Source organism: Confluentibacter citreus, from assembly GCF_002807055.1.
Classification (GTDB): Bacteria; Bacteroidota; Bacteroidia; order Flavobacteriales; family Flavobacteriaceae; genus Confluentibacter; species Confluentibacter citreus.
Map to the genome: position 1 here is coordinate 79,025 of NZ_NIXN01000007.1, position 21,401 is coordinate 100,425.

General features: G+C 33.8%; 12 protein-coding genes. 9 read left to right on the forward strand and 3 right to left on the reverse strand.

All coding sequences use genetic code 11. The features are described 5' to 3' along the window. Window positions 1-150 precede the first annotated feature (150 nt). The 9 genes from CDH49_RS13185 (at window position 151) to CDH49_RS13225 (ending at window position 17,950) form a co-directional block, all read left to right on the forward strand. Complete coding sequence (locus CDH49_RS13185) at window positions 151-4,317, forward strand: hybrid sensor histidine kinase/response regulator transcription factor (RefSeq protein WP_100616006.1); 4,167 nt, start codon at window positions 151-153, stop codon at window positions 4,315-4,317. Window positions 4,318-4,590: 273 nt separating this feature from the next. After that, the gene (locus CDH49_RS13190) at window positions 4,591-7,614 is read left to right on the forward strand and encodes a SusC/RagA family TonB-linked outer membrane protein (RefSeq protein ID WP_100616007.1); all 3,024 of its coding nucleotides are present in this window, start codon (window positions 4,591-4,593) and stop codon (window positions 7,612-7,614) included. 30 nt (window positions 7,615-7,644) lie between these two features. Beyond that, window positions 7,645-9,336 carry a RagB/SusD family nutrient uptake outer membrane protein gene (locus CDH49_RS13195; RefSeq protein ID WP_100616008.1) on the forward strand — a complete coding sequence of 564 codons (1,692 nt, stop codon included), beginning with the start codon at window positions 7,645-7,647 and terminating at the stop codon, window positions 9,334-9,336. Window positions 9,337-9,452: 116 nt separating this feature from the next. After that, window positions 9,453-11,270, forward strand: a complete 1,818-nt coding sequence (locus CDH49_RS13200; RefSeq protein WP_100616009.1) for a glycoside hydrolase family 2 protein — start codon at window positions 9,453-9,455, stop codon at window positions 11,268-11,270. An 89-nt stretch (window positions 11,271-11,359) separates the two neighbouring features. Further along, entirely contained in the window at window positions 11,360-12,529 is a 1,170-nt protein-coding gene (locus CDH49_RS13205) for a glycoside hydrolase family 5 protein (protein WP_100616010.1), read from the forward strand. Between the two features lie 71 nt (window positions 12,530-12,600). Continuing rightward, on the forward strand, window positions 12,601-13,971 hold the full coding sequence (locus CDH49_RS13210) for a hypothetical protein (protein WP_100616011.1): 1,371 nt from the start codon (window positions 12,601-12,603) through the stop codon (window positions 13,969-13,971). 10 nt (window positions 13,972-13,981) lie between these two features. Continuing rightward, window positions 13,982-15,355 carry a glycoside hydrolase family protein gene (locus CDH49_RS13215; protein ID WP_100616012.1) on the forward strand — a complete coding sequence of 458 codons (1,374 nt, stop codon included), beginning with the start codon at window positions 13,982-13,984 and terminating at the stop codon, window positions 15,353-15,355. Between the two features lie 232 nt (window positions 15,356-15,587). Further along, on the forward strand, window positions 15,588-16,988 hold the full coding sequence (locus CDH49_RS13220; protein WP_204524830.1) for a 3-keto-disaccharide hydrolase: 1,401 nt from the start codon (window positions 15,588-15,590) through the stop codon (window positions 16,986-16,988). Between the two features lie 14 nt (window positions 16,989-17,002). Continuing rightward, a complete protein-coding gene (locus tag CDH49_RS13225) occupies window positions 17,003-17,950 on the forward strand; it encodes an SMP-30/gluconolactonase/LRE family protein (RefSeq protein ID WP_239970666.1) in 948 nt (315 codons plus the stop codon). 107 nt (window positions 17,951-18,057) lie between these two features. On the opposite strand, the gene CDH49_RS13230 is transcribed toward CDH49_RS13225, so the two are convergent. The 3 genes from CDH49_RS13230 to mgrA all read right to left on the reverse strand — a co-directional run bounded on the left by CDH49_RS13230 (window position 18,058) and on the right by mgrA (window position 21,396). Then, window positions 18,058-19,599, reverse strand: a complete 1,542-nt coding sequence (locus CDH49_RS13230) for a GMC oxidoreductase (RefSeq protein ID WP_100616013.1) — start codon at window positions 19,597-19,599, stop codon at window positions 18,058-18,060. 2 nt (window positions 19,600-19,601) lie between these two features. Next, window positions 19,602-19,946: a hypothetical protein gene (locus CDH49_RS13235; protein ID WP_100616014.1), complete on the reverse strand. Its 345-nt coding sequence runs from the start codon at window positions 19,944-19,946 to the stop codon at window positions 19,602-19,604. 457 nt (window positions 19,947-20,403) lie between these two features. Continuing rightward, entirely contained in the window at window positions 20,404-21,396 is a 993-nt protein-coding gene (mgrA, locus tag CDH49_RS13240) for an L-glyceraldehyde 3-phosphate reductase (RefSeq protein WP_100616015.1), read from the reverse strand. Between the last annotated feature and the right edge of the window lie 5 nt (window positions 21,397-21,401).

A 21,401-nucleotide genomic window follows, 5' to 3' on the forward strand; every position in this document is an offset into this window, starting at 1 on the left:
GAACAAATAGCCCCCTAGTTAAGAACGAATAGAGACTTAGTTATTTTGTTTTTAAATTTATATTGTTTGTTATATAGAATACTTAACTTGTAATTGATTATAAGACTATTAGATATTCAATATTTACTTTATTTAAATCATTCTGCTTTTATGAAGAGTTCATTTGTTTTCAAGATATTTTTGATTTTAAGTTTTCATTTCTCTATAGGTTTGATAGCTCAAGATACTGATCTGCATTTTGAGCATGTTAATTATGATAATGGATTTCCTCAAAGTATGATTTCAAGTATTGAACAAACCGAAAACGGCTTTATTTGGATAGGTACAGAAAACGGTTTAGTTAGATATGATGGATACAGTTTTTTAAGATATGTAAGAGATATAAATAAAAAAAACAGTATTAGTAATAATCATATTAATGTGATATATGAAGATGTTGATAAAAATTTGTGGATAGGGACAAACAATGGCATAAATTATTTTGATAAAAAGAAAAATACATTTTTAGGTGTAGATATTTTGCCAATCAAAGGGGGACGGAATTATATCTCATCAATAATTGAGGACCAAGACAATAATTTAATAATAGGCACTTTTGGTGGTGTTAAGCGTTTAAATAAAGAAAAATTTAGCCTTGAAAATATTTCCGATAATTCAAACCATGAAATATTCACAAGAAGCAGGGTGCTTTCTCTATTCAGTCATAATGAGTTAGGGATCTTAGTAGGTACTGCACAAGGTTTAAAGTGTATAAACCCTAAAAGTGGAGAGTTGGTTGAATTACCTCGTGTTTTTAATGAAAACAAAATTATTTTATCTGCTAAGATTTGGAAAATTATTGAAGAAAAAAATGGTGATTTGTGGTTTGGTACAGAGAGTATGGGTGCGTTTTTATTTTCAAAAAAAAATAACACTATAATAAATTTCTCAACAAACAATACTAGTAATAGTATAGCTTCTAATTGGATACATGATATGGTAATTATGGATACCAACACTATTTGGTTTGCTACTGATAATGGATTAAGTGTTTATAAAAAAGACAAAAACAAATTCCATAACTACAAGCACAACCAATTAAATAATTATAGTATTTCAGATAATGAGGTAAAAAGCATATTAAAAGATAGAGATGGTAGTATTTGGCTAGGAACTACAGGGGGTGGAGTGAATTTTTTTAATCAAGCTAATTTAAATTTTATTAACATTAGCGAAACTATTAAGCCAAATTTTGGTTTAACAGTGCCGATGGTTAGTGCTATAATCAAAGAAGGTGAAGATGCTATATGGGCAGGCACTTATGGCGGTGGCTTAAATTATTTAGATTTAAAGAATCAAAAAAGTTACTCCTATTTAATTAATAATGCTGATGAAAAAAATACTGTTAACAGAATTATATCACTTATAAGTAAAGATAAAGACAATTTGTTATGCGGCACCATTAATGGCGTTTATCAATTTAATAAAAGCACTAAAGAATTTAAAAAAATATCTCTTAATAACAATAACGCATTGCCCCTCAACGAAAGAATTGAAATAACAACGCTCTATTTAGATAATGATGATGTATGGGTTGGAACTTTAGGTAGTGGATTAAAAAAAATCAACAAGAACGGAACTGTAGAAACATACACGGCCGATGATAAAAGTTTAGATAATATAAGTGATAATTTTATTGAGGATATTGAGCATAGAAATGACGGTCTTTGGATTGCTACACAAAATGGATTGAATTTTTTTGATAAAAAAATAAAAAAATTTACAGCAGTTTATAAAAGTAATGGTGCTTTTTCGCTTTCAAATAATGCACTAACGGCATTGTTTACAGATTCTAAAAATAGGCTTTGGATAGGAACAGATTTTGGAGGTTTAAACTATTTTGATGAAAAATCCCAGAAATTTCATTTAATTAATAAAGAAATGGGGTTTACAGATGAACCTATTAAAAGTATTTCAGAAGACATTAACGGAAATCTTTGGGTTAGTTCTAACGGTCAACTTTTTAAGATTAAATTCAAAGATTTCTTATTGCCGTTTAAAGATTCTAATTTTGAGATTACCTCATACTCTTCAAAAGATGGCTTAATTTCCAAGGAGTTTTCTGCAAATTGTAGTATGCGTCTTGATAATAATAATCTTGTTTTTGGTGGATCTAAGGGTTTAACAATTTTTAATCCAAATAAAATAAGTAAAAACACCAACCAAAACGACATAGTTTTTACCAAGTTAATTGTAAATAATGAGGAAATTGCGGCAGGCGAAGCAGATTCTCCCATAGAAAACAACATAACGGAAACCTCAGAGATTACCTTAAATTATGATCAGCGCTATGTTGGACTCGATTTTAGTGCCTTAAATTATGTAAAACCAGAAAGTAATATTTATTCATATAAATTAGATACATCTTCAAGAATTGATGATTGGCATGACATAGGAAACCAACACAGTATTAATTTAACAGCTTTGAATACGGGAACATATTACCTGAAAGTAAAAACGTCAAATGAGGAAGGTGTTTGGAACCCAAAAATAAAAATCTTAAAAATAACAATACTTCCTCCTTGGTGGAAAACATGGTGGGCTTATCTTATATATTTTATTTTATCTATAACTATAATGATTATTGTAGTGAGGTTTTTCAAGAATAGAATTGAATTTAAACGCGCTTTGTTTTTAGAACATGTTGAAAATGAAAGACAACAAGAATTGTCCCAAATGAAATTAGAATTTTTCACAAATGTTTCACACGAGTTTAGAACGCCTTTAACGCTAATAAGCGGCCCTGTTGAAGAGTTAATCCAATCCGCTGAAAAAGACTCAAATCTAGAGAGGAAGTTAAAAACAGTTAAGCTTAATTCCGATCGTTTGTTAAAGCTAGTTAACGAGCTGATAGATTTTAGAAAAGCCGAAAAAGGAAGTTTGAAGATTTACTGTGAGCAACAGGATATTGTTGCATTTTGCTTCGACATCTACGAATCTTTTAGGGGCATTGCAACCGAGAAAAAGATGGATTATAAATTTGTTTTAAATATAAATACTGCTCAGGTCTATTTTGATAAAAATCAAATGGAAAAAGTTATCTATAATTTACTTTCCAATGCTTTTAAATTCACAGGTAAGAAAGATAGAATAACATTGGCTGTTGAGCAAAGAAATGATGACTCCGAATGGATAGACATAAAAGTTAAGGACAATGGTATTGGTATTCCTGAGGATTATAAAACAAAGATTTTCAACAGGTTTTTTCAAGTGAACGACCGTACTATGCACAATAAAGGAAGTGGAATTGGTTTGGCACTTAGCAAAAGTATAGTAGAATTGCACCATGGGGAAATTTTTATACAGGAAGAGAAAGATCCTAATTTTAAAACAATTTTTATAATTTCATTAAGAAAGGGCATGCAACATTTTAAAAAATCTCAAATTATGGAGAACAATTTTGTTTCAGATGATATTGAGATTCCTGTTTTCAAAGTCCAACAGGAAATTGGTTCTAATCAAATCTTACAAGATGAAGACATAGAACACGTGGACGGTAGTAAAAAAACGATTGCCGTAATTGATGATAACGAAGAAGTCTTGTCTTTTATTTTCGATATTCTAAGTCCAGACTATAACATCATAAAATTTAAAAATGGAAAGCTAGCAATAAACCACATGGAAAAAGATATCCCCGATCTCGTGGTGTGCGATGTTATGATGCCTGAAATGGATGGTATAGAATTTTGTAAATACCTAAAAACGAATCAAAGTACCAATCATATACCTATCATTTTGCTTACGGCAAAATCATCAACTGTTAATAGAATTGAAGGGCTCTCCACAGGGGCAGATTCTTATATTTCAAAACCTTTTAGTATAGATGTTTTAAAACTCAATATTGCTAATTTATTGTCATCAAAAGAGATTCTTCGTCAAAAATATAGCGGTAGGTTTATTGTTGACTCCGATCTTGAGCAGCTCTCTTCGCCCGAAGAAATATTCATTAGTAAATTAATGGAAATAATTGAAACCAAAATGGAAAATCCGGAGTTTGATGTCAATGAGTTGGTTAAGGAAATTGGTATGAGTAGAACGGTTCTGTATAAAAAAGTACAAACACTTACAAACCATTCGGTAGCAAGTTTGATAAAGCATATTAGACTTAAAAAAGCTTCAGACATACTTAAGAACACTAATTATCCAGTTTCAGAAGTGGCTTATATGGTTGGTTTTAATGATAGAAAACATTTTAGTAGAGAATTTAAAAAAGTTTTTGATGTATCACCAACTACCTATAAGGCATTTTTGGATAAATCGATAGGTTCCTTAAATTAAAATCTTCTTAAACGGTTAGTTAATCTAAGCTTAGGTTATTTGAGCCGGGATAAGGCGCTTCACAAAAGTTTATGATTATCAAAAATAACTGAATGATTAAGTTTTTTTTTAAAAAATAACCCTTAGTTAATGTAAAAACAGTGGGTTATGCACATTCATACCCCTACAAACGAATATATTCCTCCCCGCATTCCTGTTAATAATATACACTTTTGTATTGTAAATCACTAACGGTTTATTAATCAAACTAAATACTAATTAAATTTATTAACAATGAAAAACAACAATTATGAAAACAAGTTTTTTCAAATAAGAAATTATTTCAAATCAAGCTTAATATTCTTTTTGTGCATTATTTTTAATAATGTCCATGCTCAAGAGAAGACAATTACTGGAAGAGTAGTTGATGAATCTGGTGTTCCGTTAGCGGGAGTGAATATCATCATTGAAGGTACTCAAACGGGTACGCTGTCAGATTTCGATGGTAATTTCACTATCAATGCACCCTCAAATAGTAAATTAGTCTTCTCTTACGTAGGTATGAAAGCCCAAACAGTTTCTATTGGTAATCAAACTCAATTGAATACGGTAATGCAAGAGGATTTATCTGCGTTGGATGAGGTTGTTGTTGTTGGCTATGGAACGAGAAAAAGAAGTGATATGATTGCTTCTGTCACCTCCGTTGACCCTGCAAACATGACAAAGGTGGCTACTGCAGACGTCGCTGAGATGTTAAGAGGTAAAGCGGCCGGTGTAAGGGTGACATTAGGTGATGGCGGACCTCTTGGAAACTCTTCAATAGTAATACGTGGACAAAATGCTCTTAATGGAGAACTAACAGGTGCTTACATAATTGTAGATGGTGTACCCGCAGGTTCAATTAATGATATAAATCCAAATGATATCGAATCACTGGAGGTCTTAAAAGATGCTGCAGCGTTAGCTATATACGGCTCTAGGGGCGCTAATGGTGTTGTTTTAATTACTACTAGAAGAGGTAAATTGGGGATTACTAGCATTAATTATAATGGAGCTACAGGGCTCCAAACATTTAATAGGGCTTTTGATATTTATTCCGGAGATGAGTTTGCCCAATTAAAACGTGAAGCTTTTAGAACTTCCAATGGTGGTGTTTACAGACCTGATTCAGAAATTTTTTCTGCTCTAGAATTGGAGAGTGTACAAACAGGAAATTATATAGATTGGGAAAAATTAATTTTAAGAACAGGTACAACCCATAACCATCAAATAAGTATTTCTTCAGGTACGGAAAAAACTAAAGTTTATTCTAGTTTTAACTTTTTTCAAAATGAAGGGATTATTCCAAATTCTGCAGGAACTAGAGTTTCTGGTAGGTTTAATATTGATCAAGAAGTTACTAAGTGGTTGAAAGTTGGCGTTAATACATCTTTACAGTATTCTAGAGAAGATGGACCTAATGTAGGGGGCATACTTCTTACTGCAATAAGTACATCACCTTTAGGACGGGTCTTTAATGATGATGGTAGCCTCCGGTTTTTGCCGGGTGATTTTTCAGAAAACAGAAATCCGCTCATTGATTTATATGAAACAAATACAAGAGACGATAGTAGAAACGACATAGTAAATATTTTTGCCGATTTAACCCTTTTTAAAGGTTTAAATTATAGAATAAATGCGAGTAGAAGATCTTGGAACAATAAACAAAGAAGCTACAATTCCACAAATTCAGTTACAGGTATAATAAGAGGAGGTATTGGAAGTGGATTTATATATTTTCAAGATAATGAAGAATGGCAAGTAGAGAATATTTTAACCTACAAACCTGAGTTTAAATCGGACAAGCACAAATTAGATATAACAGTATTACATTCGGCATCCGAGCAAAAATATACAAATTTTAGAAATACATCAGATCAAATTCCAAATGACATTCTTGGAATAAATGGTTTAGAGACTGCCTTAATAAATATACCTTTAATTGCGGAATCCAGAAGTGGATTAGTATCTTTTGCTGGTAGAGTAGAATATGGGTATGATTCTAGATATTATATGTTGGTATCCGCCAGAGCTGATGGATCTACAAGATTTGGAGTAAATAATAAGTGGGGATATTTTCCAGCAGTAGGTGTAAGTTGGAATGCCCATAACGAAAGCTTCTTAAAAAACATAACTGCTATCAATCAATTAAAATTTAGTTCAAGTTATGGTGATATTGGTAACCAAACAATAGGTAATGGGGGTACATTAACCTCTGGTGTTCAAAGAGATTACATTTTAGGCGGGCAGCAAGTTTCCGGGCTTATTCCAGGCGATAGATTGGCAAACCCAGATTTAAAATGGGAAACGACTACAACATTGAATGTTAAAATGGATTTTGGATTTTTATCAAACAGGATCAATGGTACTGTTGAGTGGTATGATAGCAGAACTAGAGATTTACTACAAAGTGAATCATTACCAACGGGACTAGGATATACTAATAGACTTGTTAATAAAGGAGAAATACAAAACACTGGTATAGAAGCAAATTTAGATTTAGGTATAGTTAGAACTAACGATTTGAAGGTAAACTTAGGGTTTATATTCACAAAAAACACAAATAAATTACTAAGTCTTGGCGGCATAGATGGTGATGGTGATGGTAGAGAAGATGACAATGTTGGGAACAGATGGTTTATTGGAAAATCTTTAGGAGGACATTTTCAACGAATGGGAATTGGTATTTTCCAGCAAGGTGAAGATATCGTAAATTCTGCTCAACCTACCGCAATGCCTGGTGATATTAAGCAGTTAGATGTTAATGGAGATGGTATCATTAATGATGATTTTGACCGTGTTTTTACCGATGGTGTTGAAGCTTGGTTTGGAACAGTGAGTCTAAATATGGAGTATAAAGGCATTGATTTTTCTGCTGATGTAAACATTGTTGAAGGCAGAACCAGATACAACACCTTCCTGGTAGGTTATAATGAAGGAGGTTCTCTAAGAGGTATTAAAAACGGTATTAAACAAAATTACTGGACTCCAGAAAACCCAGGAGGTAATTTCCCAAGGCCATCAGAAGCTAACGACCCAACAAATCTTTTTACAATAGCACTTCAAGATGCTTCTTACATACGTTTGCAGAATGTTACGTTAGGGTACTCTCTACCTAGTCAAGCATTAGATATATTGGGCCTGAACAAATTGAGATTTTATGTAACAGGAAGTAATTTAATAACAATAACTGATTACCAATCATTTAGTCCAGAGAAAAACCCTAATGAGTATCCAGAAGCTGTAACTATAGTGGCTGGATTACAATTATCGTTTTAATAATAGTATATAATCATTTTAAAATAAAATATGATGAAAAAAAGTTTAATTAAAATATATGTATTTACACTATTTGTGTCAATAGTTAGTGTGTCTTGCGAAGACTTTCTGGAAGATGCAATTTTAGATCAAGTGTCTGAAGAAAGTATTTATTCCACAGTTAATGGTTTAGAGGTAGGTGTGAATGGTCTATACAATCAATACCGTTCATACAATGCTCCAGCAGGGGAAGCTGGTGGTGGAGGCATTAGAGCACAAATGTTTTTTATGGCTGCGGATGATTTAGGCCAATTTAGAACATATACGACACCATATCAAACTGAAAGTCATACACCAGCTGGTTTTCCAGGTTATAAATGGGTTGAAGGCTATCAACTAATTGATAGATGCAATGCAATAATTCAAAATTCTGAAAATATTGCTGTTGAAGGAGCAGATTTAATACGTATGAATCGTATTGTTGCTCAAGCTAGACTAATGCGTGCCGAACTTTATATCGATCTTATAAGAATGTATGACAACATCCTATTAGATACTACAGCAACTACCGCAGAAAATGCAAACGACCCAATTACTTATGAAGTGGCAGATCCAGTGGCTGTATTTGAGGTAATTGATGGTGATTTGGATTTTGCCATAGAACATTTAGGATATAATGAAGATTATGGTAGATATAATAGATCGGTAGCCAGACACCTTAAAGGTAAAAGCTCCATGTGGCAAGCGCAGTATTTGCCAAGTATTGGCATTACATCTATTAATGTAACTGCAAAATACCAAGAAGCTGCAGACCAGTTTGATAAAATAATTACTGAAAGTGGTAGAACTTTAGTGCCAATAAATCAAGTTTTTGGAGAAAATTTAAACCACAACGAAATGTTATTTGCAATAGTTAGAGATCAAGATAGAGGTTCGACAGGTGCAGGTGATAATTTAGCTGGTGGCGCAGGCACTTGGCTTGGAGCTGTTTTTACAAATAGACTTTATGAGCACGGTAGCGGATTATTTATTCACTCTGCAGAGAATGGTGGGGAGGCTTTAGGATGGGCATATCCAAATAACTACTTACAAGAATTATATGGTACACTTGTCATTCCCAATCCTGCCAGACCATGGGGTAGACAAATTATTACCAATGACTTAAGGTACACGGCTTATTTTTATCCAGAAACTTATGTGTCTAACAATCCTAACTCACCAAGATTTGGGGAAGTAATTCCTGTAACAGATTTTGAAAATGATATTAGAAGATACCATTTTAGTTCAAAGAAATTTTTCGATGCTGAAAAAGGAGATAGAACAAATGATAGCTGGAAAGACTATCCTATGTATAGATTGGCAGAAACATTTTTGTTAGGTGCGGAGGCTCATAGCAATCTTGGAGAAACAGCCATCGCTTTAGAATACATGAACAAAGTGAGACGTAGAGCCTATGGATTGGAGTATAATACACCTGCTCCATCAGTAGATTTTACAACATGGACTTTAGATACCTATTTAGAAGAATCAGCAAGAGAGCTTAATTTAGAAAGGAACCGTTGGTTTTTGTTGAAGCGCTTAGGTATTTTGGTAGAAAGACAACGTTTGCATTACAGATTTGGTGCTAATGCAGCTCAAGTGGTAACAAATGCCTTTCCAATGGCAGATTTTATGGTTAGACTTCCAATACCTCAAAATCAGATTGATTTAATGAAAACATTTCCTCAAAACCCAGGATATTAAAAATTTAGTTAATGTTAGTTTAGTTTAATTGTTCAAAAGAGGTTTGAGATTACTTTTCCATTGAGTTTTTAAAAGCCTCTTTTTATTGTTAATTATAATGTGAATATAGAATAGATATGTCAAAACCAATAATTAAAAAACTGATTATAGTATTACTGTTTGTATGCTCTGGGGTATTAAACACCTTTGCGCAAAAAACAATTCAAAACATACATGGTAGAAATCAAGTAAGTCTGAATGGAAGATGGAACTATATTATAGACCCCTATAAAATGGGGTATTTAGATTATAGACAGGAGCCATTCGATGAAACAAAATCTGGTAAAGGTGGTTTTTATGATAATTTAACAAATCTAAAAAAAACAGAAAGAGCTGAGTATGATTTTACTTTTGAACCAACGTTAGAAGTGCCTGGTGATTGGAATTCTCAAGATCCCCGTTTAAATTTTTACGAAGGAACCTTATGGTATAAAAGAGATTTTACTGTAATTACTAACAATAGTAATAGGTATTTCTTGCATTTTGGTGCCGTTAACTACGAAAGCCATGTGTACTTAAATGGGAAAAAATTAGGCGTTCACAAGGGTGGATTTACCCCTTTTCAATTTGAAGTAACAGACAAAGTGGTAGAAGGAAACAACTTTGTTGTTGTTATGGTAGATAATACCCGGAAAAAGGATGAAGTGCCTACTATTAATACAGACTGGTGGAACTATGGTGGTATAACCAGAGATGTAACTTTGGTTGTAACTCCTAAATCGTTCATTACCGACTATAAAGTGCAACTAGAAAAAGGCAATAATAAAGTAATTGAAGGTCATATCCAATTAGATGGATTTCAAAAAAATGAATCTTTAGTCATTGAAATCCCCGAATTAAAAATCAAAAAATCATTTGAATCTGATGATAACGGGATGGTTACTTTTAAAATCCCTATTAAAAACATAACCTATTGGTCACCGGAAACACCTAAGCTATATGATGTAAAAATAAGTTCATTGCATGATAACATTTCAGACAAAATTGGTTTTAGAACCATTAAAACACAAGGAAAAGATATCATTCTAAATGATAAATCCATTTTCTTAAAAGGTATTTCAATGCATGATGAAAATCCATTAATTGAGGGAAGGTTGAGAGGAGAAGGCGATATGAGAATGATGTTGCAATGGGCCAAAGATTTAGGTTGTAATTATGTGCGTTTGGCTCATTATACCCACAATGAAACCATGTTGCGTTTAGCAGATGAAATGGGATTAATGGTTTGGGCAGAAGTGCCTGTATATTGGACGATTTCATGGACAAATGCAGAAACATTCAAAAATGCAGAAAACCAATTAACAACTGCTATTGAGCGCGATAAGAATAGAGCCAGTATCATTATTTGGTCTGTTGGAAACGAAACACCTGTTACCCCTGAAAGGAATGTATTTATGGGAAATTTGGTAGATATAGCCAGAAGCACTGATGATACAAGATTAATAGCCGCAGCGTTAGAAGTTGAAAGACATGGGTATACAGTGACTGTTGAAGATAAACTCGGAGAGAAATTAGATTTAGCAAGTTTTAACGAGTACGGAGGTTGGTATTGGTCTGATGCTAAAGAATTACCAAAATATTCTTTTGATATCAAGTTTGATAAACCGGTAGTGATTTCAGAATTTGGTGCAGGTGCTTTAGCTGGTTTTCATGGAGATGAGGATACCATGTGGAGTGAAGAGTATCAAGAATTAATTTACATCAATCAGTTAGAAATGCTCGATAAAATTGATGGCTTAAGAGGGATGACTCCTTGGATACTTGTAGATTTTAAATCACCAAGACGTCAGAATCCTGTTTATCAAAGTTTTTGGAATAGAAAAGGGTTAATTTCAGAAACAGGCAAAAAGAAAAAAGCCTTCTTTATTTTAAAAGAATATTACAGTAAAAAATAAAAAACGATTATGGAATGCGCTATAAGATCTCTTTAATATGAATATAGATTTATAGCACTGACCACTAAATACAAATTAAAAATAAGCAGATGAAAAAGATAAAATTTTTAATAGGATTAACCATATTGTTGGGATTATCCTGTAGTACAAACGATTCAGTTGAATTGATCAATGGTGATAATGGAAATGGTGGAGGCGAGGTTATTGTAGATGAACCAGATCCAGATACGGGAGATGGCACCGCTTTAACAGCTAAACAAATCGTAACGGCCATGGGGCCTGGTTTTAATCTTGGTAACACGTTTGAAAATGGGAATAATACCACCACCTATGTAGCAGCCAAGCCAATCATAGACCTATTCAAAAATGCAGGTATGAAACATATAAGAATTCCTGTAACTTGGATGGATAGATTTACGGCCAATGATCATCTTGCTGATGGCAATGGGAATGTAGATTATCAAAACACAAGATTTAAAGAACTTGTAAAAGTAATAGACTATGCCATTAGTTTAGATTTGTATGTGGTTATTAATACACATCATGAGCATTGGCTAAAAGATTTTTATAATGGCTCCGCTACCTTTGATAACAAATTTTCTACATTATGGACAGGGATAGCAACATATTTTAAAGACTATTCTCACAAACTTATCTTTGAAGTGCTTAATGAGCCAGAAGGTACTTTAGGAGAATGGGGAGGTACTTGGCCCGATCCAAATAATGCAACAGCACTAACGTACACTAGAAAAGTAAACAAGGTAGGGTATGATGCTATTCGTGCTGCTGGGGGAAATAATACAACGCGCTTGGTTATGGTTGGTACTAACGGACAAGGAAACGAAGTAATGATTGAAGAGGTATATCCTTCAAAAGCAACACTTCCAGGAGGGGGAACAGATAAGTATTTATCAATTCAAGTTCATAGTTATAATCCTTGGGCATTTTGTGGACAAACTGGAAGCAATGCTGCTTTTCCTGGGAATAGCACTTTTGAGAATGCCATAAAAAAGGTAGGCATACATTCAAGACTTTTAGATGTTCCTGTTAATTATGGAGAATTTGGTGTAGGTCGAGATGGAAATACTGCAGAGCGCAATACCGATATTGTTCGTGGATATTATAAAACATTTGCTACAACAACACTGAGTGAAAATATGTCTTACAGTGTATGGTGCGACAGAGGTTGGTTTGGTTTAATAAACTCTACGGGTACAAGTTTTACAAATAATATAGTGCCAACTATGTTAGCTAACTAATCACTATTGAGGTCCTTTTAAAAATTGCCATTCATACTTTTAAGTAACAAAATTAAATACAAGAATTAAGCATGAGAAACAAAGTTGCTTTTGGATTATTATTACTATTTATAAGTGTTTCATGCAAAACACAAGAATCTGCAACAAATAAAAAAAATGATAAAGCATATCAAAGTTCTGATAGAAGTCAGGACAGAAACAAAGTACCTATTAGCCCAATATTAGTTGGAACCAATGTTTGGTACATCGACCCAAGTAAACAGGTTTGGGATTTAACGCAACAATCTGGAGTAAAATCAATTCGAATTGGAGGACATGCCTATGATAAAAAAATGCCTTCCAAAGAACAATTGATAGATTGGGTAACAAAAATTCAAGCGATTGGTGCCGAACCCATATTACAAGTTTCCCAATATAATGATCCCAAAGAAGCAGAAGCTCTTGTTAAACTTTTTAATGTTGATTTAGTTACCGGAAAACCAATTAAATACTGGAACATAGGTAACGAGCCATGGTTGCAAAATGGCAAGCCAGCTTTATCAAAAGTAGGCGACATGGTAGAGGCCTTTTTTAAACCTCGCGCCGTTATTATGAAGGCAATAGATCCTACCATAAAAATTTACGGTCCAGATTTTTGTTATTATATCGATGAGGCCATAAACGATTTATTTGGAGGGGAAAATGATATAGCCGGAAAAATACCTGGTAAAGATTATTATTATAGTGACGGTATTTCTTGGCATCGCTATCCACAAGATGGCAATATCAATTTGGCTTACGAAGGTATTGAAGATTTTAAAAATTCGATTATCAAGTGCAAAGCAAAAGTCGACAGTGTTAATGCTTTGCATAATAGATCAGGAGCTGATGCCTTAGGTTGGGGGTTAGGAGAATACAATGCCAAAGGAGGGCCAGAAGTGCATACTTGGGAAAACGGACAAATGTTTGGAGGTATTCTTGATTTATGTATGAAATATGGCGCCACCTATGCTACTTCTTGGAGTATGTTTGAAAATGGAGGTAATAGAAAAGGAACTGATTTTAGTTTTATAGACGGCAAAAACATGATACCTAGACCCAGTTACATACACATGCAAATGATTGCACAAAATTTTAGTGGTCATTATGTTGAAGGTAAATCCACGTTAGCAGATATTATAGTATTTGGTTCAGTTGATGGTACCAAAATAAGCGTTATGATTATGAATAGATCTAATAGACCAGTGTCATATACATTAAATCTCAATTATGATAATGCTGTTGAAGATAAAGCTTTAACATTATTAAATATCAACGCTGATAGCAACATCTCCCATAGTGATACCATTGAAGGATTAGCTTCACATACCTTGATCTTTAATAATAATGATATAGAAAAGGTTGTTTACAGCAATGAAAATTTTTTAAAGGAAAGTCCTTCAGTACAAACAAAATTTAATTAAAAAAAGAATAATGAAAAAAATAGTTTTCGGTTTAAATCTCTTAATATTTTTATGTAGTATAAGTTGTAGTAATGATACTTCTATCGTTTTTATAGATGGAGATGCTATAGAAAATGAAGAACCCGTTCTCGTGCCCACCGATGGTATTCCAATTAGTCCAATGCTGGTTGGAAATAATGCTTGGAGTTTTTCAAGAAATATCACAGATCAAGTCTGGAATTTAACTGCGGAAAGTGGTGTGCAAAGCATAAGAATTGGAGGGAATGGCTATAATAATGACATGCCTTCTAATGCCATTTTATTAGACTGGGTTACTAGAATACAGGCTATGGGAGCAGAACCTATCATGCAGGTTTCGCAAGTAGCTTCGGCTGCTTCTGCCGCCGCTTTAGTTAAGTATTTTAATGTGGATTTAGCAAGTGGGAAGCCCATTAAATATTGGAACATAGGTAATGAGCCCTGGTTGTTTTTTAATAGACCAGCAACATCCACTTTGGGTGATAGAATAGAGCCTTATTTTAAAGAAAGAGCAGCAGCAATGAAACTTATAGATCCAACTATTAAAATATATGGGCCTGATTTCGCCTATTACATTGAAGATGCTTTAAATGATTTGTTTGGAGGTAAAAACAATATTGCAGGAAAAGTGCCCGGAAAAGATTATTATTATTGCGATGGGATTTCTTGGCACCGTTACCCACAAGAGGATAACATAGATTTAGCATACGCAGGCTTAGAAGACTTTAAAACCTCTATAATAAAATGTAAAGCAAAAATTGATGCTGTAAACATACAATTGGCTAGAACTGGTAATGATGCACTAGGATGGGGTATTGGCGAATATAATGCTAAAGGGGGTCCGCAAGTTCATACCTGGAAAAACGGACAAATGTTTGGAGGCATTCTAGGCCTATGTATGGAGTATGGTGCAACTTATGCGACCAGTTGGAGTATGTTTGAAAATGGAGGGAACAGACAGGGAACGGATTTTAGTTTTATTGATGGAGCCAATATGACGCCACGAGCCACGTATAGGCACATGGAAATGATAGCTAAAAATTTTAGCGGTAATTACATAAAAGGTAAATCATCTAAAAGCGATGTTATTGTCTTTGGTTCTGTAAACGGTAATAAAATTAGTGTTATGGTCATTAACAGGGCAAATGCTGTAACGTCTTTCAATCTTAATTTAAACTATGATACCGTTAATACAAGTGGTGGTATAGGTTTGAATATAGATGCAGATAGTAGTTTGTCATACACAGGTAGCATTGAGGCTTTAGCGACACATACCTATGTTTTTGAAAATAATAAAATTACACGAACCGCTTATACAAGTAGTAATTTTTTAAATTCCCAACCACCCGTAACTACAGAGTTATAAATACAATCCTTCGTATAATGTATTATCATTAGGTTATCATAAAAAAAAATTAAAATATGTCCGGAAGCTATTTTGTTAACAAAAGCTTCAGGATTTTTAATACAATCTTACAACTATTAAAAGCATTGGTTATGTTAAAATGAATGTTTGCTACACTATAAAAGAATTCTTTAATGCCAATTTTTAATATCAATTTAGATATTTGATTAAACTATTATTAAAATTTAAAATCATGAATTTTCACCAAAAAAACGACTTACATAAAACAAAATGGATGGCCAGTATAGTACTGTGCTGTTTTTTAAGCGCATACGCCCACGCACAGGACAATTGGGAACTACTCTTCAATGGAAAAGATTTCTCTAATTTTAATAAAATTAATGGCGATGCTGTTTATCTCATTGAAAATGGTGAAATGGTTGGTGTATCTCAAGCGGGTACTAGAAACACCTTTCTTGCCACTAAGAATCAATATGGTGATTTTATATTAGAGTTTGATGTTTTAGTCGATAATGGTCTAAACTCTGGGGTTCAATTTAGAAGTTTATCAAATTCCGAATACAGAAATGGTGTTGTTCATGGCTATCAATGCGAAATAGAAACAAGTCCAAGAAAATGGTCGGGTGGTATTTATGATGAACAAAGAAGGGGTTGGTTATATCCTTTAACAAGAAATAACAAAGCCCAAAATGCCTTTAAAAATGGGGATTGGAACCATTATAGGATTGAAGCCATTGGGCAAAACATTAGAACTTGGGTAAATGGCTTGCAGTGTACAAATCTTGTAGATGATGTTACCTCTAGTGGTTTTATAGCCTTTCAAGTACATGAAATTTATAATGATGCAGATGAAGGAAAAAAAATTAAATGGAAAAATATTAGAATAAAAACAACCGACTTAGAAGCCTCAAGAAACCAAGTTGATGGAGATGCTCCAGAAATTAGTTTCTTAACAAACGCATTAACACCCAACGAACAGCGATTGGGGTGGAGGTTGTTATGGGATGGAAAAACAACTACGGGTTGGCATGGTGCAAAAACTAAAAACTTTCCAACAAAAGGATGGCTAATTGAAAATGGTGAGTTAAAAGTACTAAGCTCAGGGGGAGCAGAATCTGAGAACGGTGGGGACATTATAACGGATTTAAAATATCATGACTTTGAATTAAGTGTAGATTTTAAAATATCAGAGGGAGCTAATAGTGGTATCAAATATTTTGTGGACCCTCAGTTAAATTCAGGGGCAGGCTCTGCAATAGGATTGGAATTTCAAATTTTAGATGACAATAAACATCCCGATGCCAAATTGGGCACCAATGGCAATAGGACTACCGCTTCTCTATACGATTTAATTACGGCAGACAATCCTGACACGGGAAAAGGAAAATCTTTTAAAGGCATTAATCAATGGAATAATGCTAGAATAGTAGTCAAAGGTGGCCATGTAGAGCACTGGCTAAACAATGTTAAGGTAGTTGAATTTAATCGCTTTAGTCAAATATTTAGAGCTTTGGTAGACAGAAGTAAATATGAGCCATGGAAAAATTTTGGCACGATTCCTTCTGGTCATATATTATTGCAAGACCATGGAGATGCCGTATCTTTTCAAAATATTAAAATAAGAGAGTTTTAAAATAACGATCAAACATGAAATTGAATACTAAAGAAGTAGTAATAATAGTATTGATGCTTGCACTATTTAATGCTTGTAAAGGTAAGTCCGAAAATATTTCTCAAGAGGAAAATGCCGCCCATGAAGAAGAATTACCATTAATTGCAGAAGGGGAAGTTCTTAAATTAGTAGCTGATGATTATGAATTTACAGAAGGACCTGCTGTTGATGCCCAAGGGAATGTATTTTTTACAGATCAGCCCAATAATAGGATTATGAAGTGGGATGCTGAAAAAGATACGGTATCGGTTTATTTGCAGCCCGCAGGAAGATCTAACGGTTTGTATTTTGATAATAATGGGAATCTCTTAGCCTGTGCTGATGAAAAGTTCGAGTTGTGGCAAATAGATGCCAACAAGAATATTACCATATTACTAGATAATTACAAGGATAAAAAACTCAATGGTCCGAATGATTTGTGGATAGATAACAAAGGCGGTATTTACTTTACGGACCCTTACTACCAAAGACCTTATTGGACGCGAACGCTACCAGAAATGGAAAGCAAAAATGTTTACTATTTAACTCCAGACAGAAGCGAACTTAAAGTAGTGGCAGAAAATTTGGTACAACCCAATGGTATTATTGGTTCGCCAGATGGCAAAATGATTTATATATCAGATATAGGTGACACCAAAATTTATTCCTACAGAATTAATGACGATACAAGCCTTTCTAACAAAACGTTATTTGTTGAAGAAAAATCTGATGGTTTGACGTTAGATAATAAAGGTCATTTATACATAACTAATGATAAGGGTGTAACAGCTTTTAATACCAAAGGAAAACAGGTTTTAAATATACCTATAAACCAAAGTTGGACAGCAAATGTGACCTTCGGGGGTAAAGAGCAAAACATCCTTTTTATTACCGCAATGACTTCAGTTTATACGTTAAAAATGAACGTAAAAGGGGTGAGGTAGTTAATCTATATACTATTCTCAAGTATAAGAAAGGAAGTTTAATAGTGTTTGAGTAATACTTTTAGTTTATTAGAAATTTCATTATACTAAGCTGTCTTGTTCTAAAATTACCATTTCATCTTTTCTTTGATAAAATCTGATAACCTAATAGATAATGCTACAATAGTAAGTGTTGGATTTGGACCGCCTGCCGTTGGAAAACAAGCAGATCCTGCAACATATAAATTATTAATACCGTGAACTTGACAATTTATGTCTACAACACCTTTTTTAGGGTCTGCATCCATACGAGTGGTACCTATATGATGATTACCTCCATGCGTATCTTCAGGAAATGTAGGATCGTTTGCATCTCGAAATTCTTCCCTTAATTTTAGCCTGCCAAGACCACTGGCTCCCATTTCTCTTCCAATTAAATAGTATATGGTGCGAATGCTTCTTTTGTCAAGAAAGGTTAAGTCCCAATTCATGTGTGCTTTAGGGACACCAAGACCATCTTTTTCAGTACCTAAGCTTACTCTTGAATTTGGATTTGGAGATTGCTCCATACGTATGTTCAAATGGAATTTTTTGCCTATAGCTCCCATGCCAAATTTAGCTTGTGTATCAGCTTCTTCCCACAAATCTGTCATATCCTTAATATAAGATTCCGTTTCTTCATAATGTTTCCAACGATCTAAACGTAATTGGTTATCTACGGTTTCAGGAAGCAGATTGACAGAGGACGTTCCATTTAGTATTTTTTCTTGTTTTTGAGCCTCATGAGTTATACCTAACTCACCAGAGACTTTTGTAACACCCATTTCAAAATTATATAAATTGGTTGCAAAAGGCTTTATCATATTGAGTTCCGCTACATTCAATTCAATATGTTCCATAAAATAACGACCAACCAAGTCGTTGTCATTACCCAAGCCCGCTTTTGCTTTACTATTTGATGCCAATAAAAGTCGGGTGTTTTGGATAGCACCACAAGCCAAAATAAAGTGCTTTGCCTTTACAGTATGGGTTTTTCCGGAATAATTTTTTACAATTACTTGTTCTATTTGAGATACATTGTCGTTGGTCTGAATGTCGACCGCATTAGCATATGTGTATAGATGAATATTTTTTGCATTTAAAATAGTTTCTTTATATATGTTGCCATAACGAGCTTGGTTATACTGCCAAATTTTTGTACGTATTACTTTTTCGTTTAGTGGAAACGGATACATATATGGCAGTTTTTTTTGCCAAAATTTTAAATCGTAATTATATGGCCCCAATTGTATGGTTTTATGGGCACGGTCATAAAACGGGTCTAAATCTTTTTTCTTTAAAGGCCATCCACTGTAGGGCACCCAGTCTCTTTCTTCAAAATCTAATTCGTCAAATGGTGAACAAAATCCTGCCCAATGGCCAGTTGTTCCTCCAAAGTAATGTAAACGACTACTTGTGAAATCTGGAAATTTTTGTCCCGATGAGGTGCCTTTATATAGTTGTTGTACTTTTTCATCATAATCAAAGCCACCACCTTCAAGCAAGATTACTTTATGGCTGGTATGTATCCATTCTAATGCCATGCTAATACCCGCAGCACCAGCGCCAATGATGCATAAATCACCCTCAATTAATGTATTATTGTTTAGTTGTCTGGCATCAATATGCATGGTTAGTAAGTTCTAGTTAATGAAAATAGAGCGCATTGGCGTCCCTCTGTTATTGATAAAACCCAACCATTTAAAACGAGTGTTTTGCCAGCTTTATAGTCTTCCTCAATTATGTTATCGATGCTGAATCTCTTTTCCAATAATAATTTTAAAAGATAATCTGCATCATTTTCGTTTGGGAAAAGCCTTAAATAGTCTTCACCTATCCAGAGAAGAGTTTCTCTTCCCCATATGTAAGTGAGATGATGAGGGAATTTTAAATTATGTTCCCTACTTATCCAAATAGTTGGTAGGGCAACGGTAGCGGCAGCTAAAGATGATAATAAAATGAAATTTAGTCTTTTCATATCATTATTAATTTTTTAAAATAAGTAATAATCAAATGTGATTATTTATGGATAAAATAGAGGTAGTCATTTATCCGCTTTATGGGTAAGGAATGTTTTAATTAAAAATAAAGGTTCCATAAATTTTATATAGAACCTTTAAAGCTATTAATCATGATTTCATCAAATAAAATGTACAACTCATTCTTTAAGTAAATTTTGAAATGGTTAATTTTCCATTTGATTCTATTTTCAGTAGGTAATCACCGCAATTTAAAAATAATCTCTATAAATGGGGTGGACTAAAATGCGCTTATAGGGTATGTATTGTATTTATTAAAAGTAAATTAAGGGTTGCAATCTGAGTTTTAAAAAACCAGCAGTATCAACCAACTTATTTGCCCTCTTCAGAAAGTATAAAATCTATAAAAGCTTTTATGTTTCTTTCAGGAGTATCATTAGTGATATTTTTAAAAAATCAACTTCTCAAGATGGTTTCTATGGCTTGTAATTCTTCCGAAGAAAATGCCGGATGATTATTTATACCCACGGCATCTTCAATATGCGATACCTTACTGGCACCAATAATGACTGAAGTTACTCTTTTGTCCCTTAAAACCCAAGATAAGGCTAGTTGAGACATTTTCTGACTACGTTTTTTAGCAATCTCATTCAAGGCTATTACTTTTTTTATGTTGGTTTCGTTAATATCGGATGTGGTTAAAAAACTATCTGGTTTTGATGCTCTTGAACCTTCGGGAATACCATGCAAATATTTATCGGTTAATAAACCCTGAAACAGCGGACTAAAGACAACAGAACCAACTCCAGTTTCTCCTAACACATCTAATAATCCATCTTCAATCCAACGGTTAAACATACTGTACGGTGGTTGATGGACTAAACACGGCGTACCTAATTCTTTCAATATGGTAATAGCTTTTCGTGATTGTTCTGGGTTGTAAGAAGAAATTCCTGCATATAAGGCTTTTCCTGATTTAACAAGATGATCTAATGCCATCATGGTTTCTTCTACTGGGGTGTTTGGGTCTGGTCTATGGCTGTAAAATATATCCACATACTCTAATCCCATGCGTTTTAAACTTTGGTCGCAACTCGCAATTAAATATTTACGAGAACCAAAATCACCGTAAGGTCCTGGCCACATGCCCCAACCAGCTTTTGAGGTGATAATCATTTCATCGCGATACGATTTTAAATCGTTCTTTAATATTTTTCCAAAATTTTCTTCCGAAGATCCTGCGGGTGGTCCGTAATTATTGGCCAAATCAAAATGTGTGATACCTAAATCGAAGGCGCGGAGCACCATATTTCTACCATTTTCAAAAACATCAACACCACCAAAGTTGTGCCATAATCCAAGTGAGACTAAGGGTAAGTCTATACCACTTTTTCCACATCGGTTGTATTGCATGCCATCATATCTTTTATTGTCCGCTATGTAACTCATGGTAT